Annotated in this window: 9 protein-coding genes; 7 read left to right on the top strand and 2 right to left on the bottom strand. The window is 71.1% G+C overall.

Going from position 1 to position 8,515, the window contains the following annotated elements; translation table 11 throughout:
• Positions 1-2: 2 nt before the first annotated feature.
• Together ACODR1_RS01660 and smc are read left to right on the top strand one after the other, a co-directional pair.
• On the top strand, positions 3-614 hold the full coding sequence (locus ACODR1_RS01660) for a thioredoxin domain-containing protein (protein WP_488878893.1): 612 nt from the start codon (positions 3-5) through the stop codon (positions 612-614).
• A gap of 15 nt (positions 615-629) precedes the next feature.
• The gene (gene smc, locus ACODR1_RS01665) at positions 630-4,076 is read left to right on the top strand and encodes a chromosome segregation protein SMC (protein WP_488878894.1); all 3,447 of its coding nucleotides are present in this window, start codon (positions 630-632) and stop codon (positions 4,074-4,076) included.
• 122 nt (positions 4,077-4,198) lie between these two features.
• Here the strand turns inward: smc and ACODR1_RS01670 are convergent, their stop codons facing one another.
• Positions 4,199-4,996, bottom strand: coding sequence for a TSUP family transporter (locus tag ACODR1_RS01670; RefSeq protein ID WP_488878895.1), 798 nt, complete (start codon positions 4,994-4,996; stop codon positions 4,199-4,201).
• Between the two features lie 102 nt (positions 4,997-5,098).
• Positions 5,099-5,482, bottom strand: a complete 384-nt coding sequence (locus tag ACODR1_RS01675; RefSeq protein WP_488878896.1) for a DUF6481 family protein — start codon at positions 5,480-5,482, stop codon at positions 5,099-5,101.
• Between the two features lie 314 nt (positions 5,483-5,796).
• On the opposite strand from ACODR1_RS01675, the gene ACODR1_RS01680 reads away from it, so the two are divergent.
• The 5 genes from ACODR1_RS01680 to ACODR1_RS01700 all read left to right on the top strand — a co-directional run bounded on the left by ACODR1_RS01680 (position 5,797) and on the right by ACODR1_RS01700 (position 8,376).
• Positions 5,797-6,168 (top strand): AtpZ/AtpI family protein, encoded by a 372-nt coding sequence (locus tag ACODR1_RS01680; protein ID WP_101718537.1) that lies wholly within the window; start codon positions 5,797-5,799, stop codon positions 6,166-6,168.
• Between the two features lie 5 nt (positions 6,169-6,173).
• Complete coding sequence (locus ACODR1_RS01685) at positions 6,174-6,935, top strand: F0F1 ATP synthase subunit A (protein ID WP_488878897.1); 762 nt, start codon at positions 6,174-6,176, stop codon at positions 6,933-6,935.
• Between the two features lie 48 nt (positions 6,936-6,983).
• Positions 6,984-7,208, top strand: coding sequence for a F0F1 ATP synthase subunit C (locus ACODR1_RS01690; RefSeq protein WP_101713756.1), 225 nt, complete (start codon positions 6,984-6,986; stop codon positions 7,206-7,208).
• A gap of 114 nt (positions 7,209-7,322) precedes the next feature.
• On the top strand, positions 7,323-7,856 hold the full coding sequence (locus ACODR1_RS01695) for a F0F1 ATP synthase subunit B family protein (RefSeq protein WP_488878898.1): 534 nt from the start codon (positions 7,323-7,325) through the stop codon (positions 7,854-7,856).
• 13 nt (positions 7,857-7,869) lie between these two features.
• Positions 7,870-8,376 carry a F0F1 ATP synthase subunit B gene (locus ACODR1_RS01700; protein WP_488878899.1) on the top strand — a complete coding sequence of 169 codons (507 nt, stop codon included), beginning with the start codon at positions 7,870-7,872 and terminating at the stop codon, positions 8,374-8,376.
• Positions 8,377-8,515 lie beyond the last annotated feature (139 nt).

The raw sequence follows: 8,515 nt of genomic DNA on the forward strand, positions 1-8,515 counted from the left end.
GCATGACCCTGGACCGGCGCGCGCTGATCGTCTCGGGCATGGCGGCCGCCGCCATGCCGACGCTGGCGCGCGCCGCGCCCTTGCCCGCCCAGCCGGGCGACCACGTCCTGGGCTCGCCCAAGGCCAAGGTGCAGATCGTCGAGTACGCCTCGATGAGCTGCGGCCACTGCGCCCACACGGCCATGGAGGTCATGCCGGCGATCAAGAAGCGCTACATCGACACGGGCAAGGCCCGGCTGGTGTTCCGCGAGTTCCTGACCCCGCCCTACGACCTGGCCGGCGCCGGCTTCCTGCTGGCCAACCGCGTGCCGCCGGCCCGCTATTTCGAGGCGGTCGACGCGATCTTCGCCGCCCAGAAGTCGATGTACCAGACCGGCGACTACTGGGGCGGCCTCTTGGGCGTGGCCAAGCGCTTCGGCCTGACCGAGGCCCAGCTGGAAGCGGCCCTCAACGACAAGGCCGCCCTGGCCGCGCTGAACGCCCGCGTCGAGGCCTCGGCCAAGCGCGACAGGATCGAGGGCACCCCGACCTTCTTCGTCAACGGTTTCCAGCTGGTCGGCGAGGTCACCGTGGACGACCTGGCCCAAGCCATCGACAAGGCCCTGAAGGGCTAGCGGGCGGGCGCGGCCGTGCAGTTCCAGCGTCTGCGCCTCTCCGGCTTCAAGTCCTTCGTCGAGCCGACGGAGTTCCGGATCGAGCCTGGCCTGACGGGCATCGTCGGGCCCAACGGCTGCGGCAAGTCCAACCTGCTGGAAGCCCTGCGCTGGGTGATGGGCGCCAACTCCGCCAAGGCCATGCGGGCCGGCGGCATGGACGACGTGATCTTCGCAGGCAGCGGCAACCGCCCGCCGCGCAACCACGCCGACGTCACCCTGACCATCGACAACGCCGACCGCACCGCGCCGGCCAGCTTCAACGACGATCCGGTGCTGGAGGTGGTGCGCCGCATCGACCGCGGGGCCGGCTCGACCTACCGCATCAACGGCCGTGAAGTCCGCGCCCGCGACGTCCAGCTCCTGTTCGCCGACGCCTCGACCGGCGCCAACTCGCCGGCCCTGGTGCGCCAGGGCCAGATCAGCGAGCTGATCGGCGCCAAGCCGCAGAACCGCCGCCGCATCCTGGAAGAGGCCGCCGGGGTCTCGGGCCTGCACACGCGCCGCCACGAGGCCGAGCTTCGCCTGCGGGCCGCCGAGAGCAACCTGACCCGCCTGGAAGACGTGGCCCGCGAGCTCGAGACGGCCCTGAACCGGCTCAAGCGCGAGGCCCGCCAGGCCGAGAAATACAAGCGCCTGTCGGCCGAGATCCGCGCCGTGCAGGGCGCGGTGCTGTTCGCCCGCTGGGCCGAGGCCCGCGACACGCTGGAACGCACCCAGTCCGAGGCGACCCAGTCGGCCCGCGAGGTCGAGGAGACCGCCCGCGCCGCCGCCGCCGGCCAGGGCGCGATCGTCACGGCCGAGGCCGCCATGCCGCCGCTGCGCGAAGAGGCGGCCATCGCCCAGGCGGTGCTGGGCCAGCTGGCCATCCAGAAGGACCGCGCCGAACGCGACGCCGCCGCCGCCGCCGCCGAGTTCCAGCGGCTGTCGGCCGATCTGTCCCGCATCGACGAGGACCGCGCCCGCGAGCAGCAGGCCGCCGAGGACGCCGGCCGCTCCCTCGCCCGCATCGAGCCGGAACTGGCCGAGGTGCGCGGCCTGATCGCCGCCGCCCCCGAGCGCGGCCCAGAGCTGGAGACCGCCGCCAAGGCCGCCGAGGCCGCGCGGGCCGAAGCCGACAGCGCCGTCGAGCGCCTGGCCGCCCAGTCCGCCGCCGAGGAGGCCCGCGCCCGCGCCGCCGCCCAGCGCCTGGCCGAGGCCGAAAGTCGCCTGGCCCGCACGGTCCGCGCGCTGGACCAGGCCAAGGCCGAGCGCGCCGCCGTCGGTCCGGCCGTCGACCCCGCCGCCGCCGAGGCTCGCCTGCGCTTCTCCAACGCCGAGGCGCAGCTCGCCGCCGCCCGCGCCGCCCTTGAGGCCGCCGAGGCCGAGCGCACCAGCGCCGCCCAGGCCGAGGGCGCGGCCCGCGACCTGGCCCGCAAGGCCGAGGACCAGCTGGGCCGCCTGCGCACCGAAGCCCGGGGCCTGGCCCAGCTGACCGCCCCGCGCGCCAAGAGCGGCTTCTCGCCCGCCCTCGACGCGGTGACGCCCGACAAGGGCTATGGCGCGGCCCTGGCCGCCGCCCTGGGCGACGACCTGGAAGCCGCGCTGGACGCCCGCGCCCCCTCGCACTGGGCCGGAGCCGAGGCGCCCGCGACCTCGTGGCCCGAGGGCGTCCAGCCGCTGGCCCCGCTGGTCAAGGCGCCGCCCGAGCTGGCCGCGCGCCTGGCCATGGTCGGCCTGGTCGAGCGCGCCGACGGCGAGCGTCTGGCCAAGGGCCTGCCGGTCGGCGCGCGTCTGGTCTCCAAGGAAGGCGACCTGTGGCGCTGGGACGGCTTCGTGGCCAAGGCCGACGCCCCCAAGCCCGCCGCCGTCCGCCTGGAGCAGCGCACCCGCCTGGCCGAGGTCGAGGCCGAGATCGACGCGGTCGCGCCGCAGGCCGAGGCCGCCACCGCGACCCTGAAGACCGCCGCCGACCGCCTGCGCGCCGCCGAGGACGCCCTGCGCGACAAGCGCCGGGGTCCGCCCGACGCCGAACGCCTGCTCACCCAGGCTCGCGAGACCGTGGCCCGCTACGAGCGCGAGGCGGCCCAGCGCGAGGCCCGCGCCCAGTCGCTGGACGACACCATCGCCCGCTTCGAGGCCGAGCGCGCCGAGGCCGACGAAGCGCTTGCAGGCGTCCGCGCCGAGCACGAGGCCGCCGGCGCGGTCGGCGATCTGGCCCCGCAACTACAGGCCGCCCGCCAGGCCGCCGCCGCCGCGCGCGAGGCCGCTTCGGCCGCCCGCTCGGCGCTGGACCTGGAGAACCGCGAGCGCGCCGGCCGCCAGCGCCGGCTCGAAAGCCTGGAGCGCGATCTGGGCGACTGGACCCGCCGCCGCGACGCCGCCGCCAAGCGCGCCGAGGCGCTGGAGGCCGACCGCGCCAAGGCCGCCGCCGCCCTTGAGGCCGCCCGCGCCGCCCCGGCCGAGCTGGAAGAGAAGCTGCTGGTTCTGGTCGACCAGTTCGACGCCGCCGAGCAGCGCCGGGCCAAGGCCAGCGACGCCCTGGAGGCGGCCGAGACCGCCCGGATCACCGCCGACCGCACCGCCCGCGCCGCCGACCAGGCCGCCGGCGAGGCCCGCGAGCGCCGCGCCGCCCTGGTCGCCCGCCTGGACGCCGCCCGCGAGCGCTTCGCCGAGATCGCCAGCAACATCCGCGAGAGCGCCCGCATGGAGCCCGAGGCCCTGGGCCGCCACCTGGCCGGCGAGGCCGTGGCCGTGCCGAAGGACGCCGCCGGCGTCGAGGCCCACCTCTTCGCTCTCGAGCGCGAACGCGACGCCATCGGTCCGGTGAACCTGCGCGCCGAGGAAGAGGCCCAGGAATATGCCGGCCGCCTGGAGACCATGCGCATCGAGCGCGCGGATCTCTCGGGCGCCGTGGCCAAGCTGCGCGACGGCATCGAGGAGCTGAACGCCGAGGGCCGCGAGCGCCTGCTGGCGGCGTTCGACGTCATCAACGCCCACTTCCAGACCCTCTTCCAGGCGCTGTTCGGCGGCGGCCAGGCCGAGCTGCGGCTGATCGAGAGCGACGACCCTCTCGAAGCGGGCCTGGAGATCTTCGCCTGCCCGCCCGGCAAGCGCCTGGCCAGCATGAGCCTGATGAGCGGCGGCGAGCAGGCCCTGACCGCCAGCGCCCTGATCTTCGGGGTGTTCCTGGCCAATCCGGCCCCGATCTGCGTGCTCGACGAAGTCGACGCGCCGCTCGACGACGCCAATGTCGACCGCTACTGCAACATGCTCGACGAGATGCGCCGCCGCACCCTGACGCGCTTCATCGCCATCACCCACAACCCGGTGACCATGAGCCGCATGGACCGCCTGTTCGGCGTGACCATGTCCGAGCGCGGGGTCAGCCAGCTGGTGAGCGTGGACCTGAGCACCGCCGAGGAACTGGTGGCGGCGCAGTGATGGGATGCTCCCCCTGAAGGGGGAGCTGTCGCGGAGCGACTGAGGGGGAAGTTGTTGCGGCGTCTCAGTGGCCGCTTCCCCCTCCGGCCCTTCGGGCCACCTCCCCCTTCAGGGGGAGGATCTCAATGTCCGAACAGCCCCATCACCATCTGCCGCAGCGGATTGGCAGGATCGGCCAGCAGCTTGACGGCCATGGCGCAGGAGATCGTCACCAGCAGCGGCCGGATCAGCCGCGCCCCGAACCGCACGGCCAGCCGCGAGCCGAGCTGCGCGCCCAGGAAGGCGCCGACGGCCATGGCCAGGCCGATGGGCCAGATCACCGCCCCCTTGAGGATGAACAGCGCCAGCGCCCCGACATTGCTTGCGGCGTTGGCCAGCTTGGTGTGGGCGGTGGCCTTCAGCACGCCGTAGCCGAGCAGGGTGACGATGGCGACCATGTAGAAGGCGCCCGCGCCCGGGCCGAAGATGCCGTCATAGAAGCCGACGATCGGGGCGATGAAGCCGGCGAAGACCGGCAGGGCCAGGCGGGCGGGGCCGTCCTCGGCCTTCAGGGCCTTGGACAGGCCGAAATAGGCGGCGATGACGATCAGCAATACAGGCACGAGCGCCGCCAAGGCGCGCGGCGAAAGAAGGCTGGCGCACAGGGCGCCGACGATCCCCGCCAGGCCCGCGGCCAGACCGATCGGCCAGGCGGTCTTCCAGTCGATCAGGCCGCGCTTGGCGAAGGCGCGCGTGGCCGAGACCGAGCCGAACGTGCTCTGCAGCTTGCTCGTGCCCAGCGCCGCGATCGGCGGCAGGCCCGAAAGCAGCAGCGCCGGCAGGGTGATCAGGCCGCCGCCGCCGGCGATGGCGTCCAGCGTCCCGGCCACGAAGGCCACGGCGAACAGGATGACGAGCAGCTGGACGCTCAGATGTTCCATGGCAGGGCCCTAAAAACGCAAAAAGCCGCCCGGGAGCCGGGCGGCCGCAGGCGGCGGGTGAAGGAAGGGGAGGCGGCCATGGCGCGTCTCCCCATCGTTCGATCAGCCGATCAGGCTGCCCCACTGGTGGGCGCGCGAGGCCTTGCTGGTGCGGCCCAGGGCCTTCAGCTCTTCGCGGGCGGCGGCCTTTTCTTCCTTGCGGACGCGTTGCTCGGCCACTTCGGCGGCCTTGCGTTCCTTGCGTTCGGCGCGCTTGACGGCCGCGATCTCTTCCTGGCGGGCCAGGGCTTCGAGGCGGGCGATTTCCTTGGCTTCGGCGCGGGCGGCGCGGACGGCTTCCAGCTCGGCGGCGCGCTGCTCGTCGCGCTTGTCGAAATCAGGATCCTGAACGGCGGCCTTCGGCTTGAATTTCGCCAGCATGGCCTTCTTGGCGTCTTGCTGGGCGGTGATGCGATCGGCGAATCCGGTGTTCTTCAGATAGGACATGAAACTTCGTGCTGTTGGAGAGGCGCGTCTCTAAACCCCAAAACGGCTGAAAAAGCAATTGGACAGGCCCCGCTTGCCGAAGGACGGAATGTCGCGCGCGAGCGACCGGCGAGGGGCGGGGCCGCCTGGGAGACCCGGATTCCGTGGTTCAGCTGACCCTGGGGAAATTCCCTCGCGAAAACAGGGCTTTGCGTAGTTTCTCCACAATCTTGACGCACCGCAGCGCGCCCTATAGGTTCCGCCGCGATCAAGCCGGCCGAAAAAGCGCCTTCTTCAGGCGCGTCTGCGGGCGCTTTCGGACCTGACCGCTTCCCATGCCCAAGGCCGACGAACCGAACGACAAGGCCCTGCAAAGCCTCGACGCTCGGCTCGACGCTTTCGAGGCGCGGAAGGCGGCGGAAAAGCCCGTCAAGGCGGCGGGCGAGAAAGCTTCCCAGGACGGCTATCGCCTCCTGGCGGATTTGATCGGGGGCGTTCTGGTGGGGCTCGGCTTCGGCTGGCTGCTCGATCATTATGCCGGGACGGGGCCTTGGGGGATGGTCGGCGGTCTGCTGATCGGCACGGGTCTCGCGATATTCTCCGTCGTCCGCAAGGCGACGAAACTGAGCGCGCAGGCGTCCAAGGCTCCCGCCGAGGATGTAGACAACGGGGACGGGCCAACCGCCCCCAAGCAGAAGAGAGACTAGGGCCGATGGCCGATCCGATGCACCAGTTCCAGATCCAGAAGATCGTGGAAGTGCCTCCCGTGAAGGTTCCGGGTCTCGGCTATATCGACCTGTCGATCACCAACTCGGTGTTCGCGATGCTGCTGGCCGCGACCCTGATCGTCGTCTTCTACGCCATCGCCGCCCGCAAGGCCGTGGTTCCGGGCCGCCTGCAGACCGTGGGCGAGATGCTCTACGGACTGGTCGACGGCCTGGCCGAGTCGATCATCGGCCACGACGGCAAGAAGTACCTGCCCTTCGTCTTCACCCTGTTCGCGTTCGTGCTGTTCATGAACCTGCAGGGCATGTTCCTGGTGTTCACCGCCACCTCGCAGCTGGCCGTGACCCTGACCCTGGGCATCATGGTCATCCTGACCGTGGTCGCCGTCGGCTTCGCCAAGAACGGCATCAAGTTCTTCAAGCTGTTCGCGCCGTCGGGCGTGCCGTGGCCGCTGTATTTCCTGCTGGTGCCGATCGAGATCCTGTCGTTCCTGATCCGCCCCATCACCCTTGGCCTTCGTCTGTTCGGCAACATGCTGGGCGGCCACGTCGTGCTGAAGATCTTCGCCGGCTTCGTCGTCGCCCTGGGCGGCCTCGGCGTCCTGGGCTGGGCCGGCGCGGCCCTGGCCCTCTCCTCCGTCATCGCCCTGACGGCGCTCGAGTTCATGGTGGCCTTCCTTCAGGCCTTCGTGTTCGCGGTGCTCACCTGCGTCTATCTCAACGACGTCGTGCACCTCGACAGCCACTGATCACCCTTTTCTCTTCAACCTATCTCTGAATTCTCAAGGAGCCTCACTATGGAAGCGGAAGCCGCTAAGTACATCGGCGCTGGCCTGGCCATGCTCGGCATGATCGGCGCGGGCGTTGGCCTGGGCGTCATGTTCGGCAACTATTTCCAAGGCGCGCTGCGTAACCCGACCGCCGCCGCTCAAGAGCGTCCGATGCTGTTCCTCGGCATGGCGCTGACGGAAGCCCTGGGCATCTTCGCCCTGGTCATCGCCTTCCTGATCCTCTTCTCGTAATCCCCAGAGCGCGGCGGGGCCGGTTCACGGCCCAAGCCGCGCTTTGATCTTCTAGAACCGAGCCTGCCCGTCCGTATCCGGATGGCAGGCGTTAGCTGAGAGGCGCCCTCGCCCATGGCGACGGAAAATCACGGCACGGTCGAGTCGACTGAAGCCCCTGGGCACGAGAGCGGCGGTCTTCCGCAGCTCCAGTTCCAGCACTGGGGCGGTCAGATCGTCTGGCTGCTGCTCATCTTCGCCGTTCTCTACGTCGTGCTGTCGAAGGGCCTGCTGCCCCGCGTCAGCGGCGCGATCGACGAACGCGGCGCCAAGATCGCCGGCGACATCGCCGACGCCCGTCGTCTGAAGGACGAAGCCGAAGCCCAGGCCCGCGCGGCCGCGGCCGAGGTCGCCGAGGCTCGCGCCAAGGCCCAGAAGACCGCTGCGGACGCCAAGGCCAAGGCCACGGCGGAAGCCGCCGAGCGTCAGGCCAAGGAAGAAGCCGTGCTGGCCGAGAAGCTGGCCGCCGCCGAAGCCTCGATCACCACCGCTCGCGACGAGGCCATGAGCCACGTCCGCACGGTGGCCGAGGAAACGGCCGGCGCCATCGTCGAGAAGCTGACGGGCAAGGCGGCTTCGGCCGCCGAGCTCAAAGCGGCTCTGGCCTAAGGAGTAGCCGACCATGGAACATCAATCCCTGTTCAGCTTCTCCAACCCGGAATTCTGGGTTCTGGCGGCTCTCGTGATCTTCTTCGGCCTGCTGGTCGTGCTGAAGGTCCTGCCCGGCGCCCTGTTCGGCGCGCTTGACGGCTACGCCGCCAAGATCCAGGCCGAGCTCAACGAGGCCCAGCAGCTCCGCGAGGAGGCGCAAGCCCTGCTCGCCGAGGTCAAGGCCCAGCGCGAGGAAGCCGAGCGCCAGGCTTCGGCCATGCTCGAGGCGGCCAAGGCGGACGCGATCCGCCTGGAAGCCGAGGCCAAGGAGAAGCTCGAGGAGCAGATCAAGCGTCGCGCCGAAATGGCCGAGCGCAAGATCGCCCAGGCCGAGGCCCAGGCCGCTGCGGACGTCAAGGCCGCGGCCGTCGACCTCGCCTCGCAGGCCGCCGAGGCGGTCCTGCTGGCCCGCGTCGCGACCGGCTCGGACCCGCTGGTCGATGCGGCCATCGGCCAGATCGGCGGCAAGCTGCAGTAGTCCTTCCCGGACGGCTGAAAGATCGAAAGGCGCGGCTCGCAAGGGCCGCGCCTTTTTCTTTTGCCTGTCGGACCCTCTCTCTTTGAGAGAGCGACTGTCTGGATGATCAAGCGGCGAGTAAGGCGCGGGCGTCTCGGGC

It is taken from the genome of Caulobacter sp. FG7 (genome assembly GCF_057808875.1).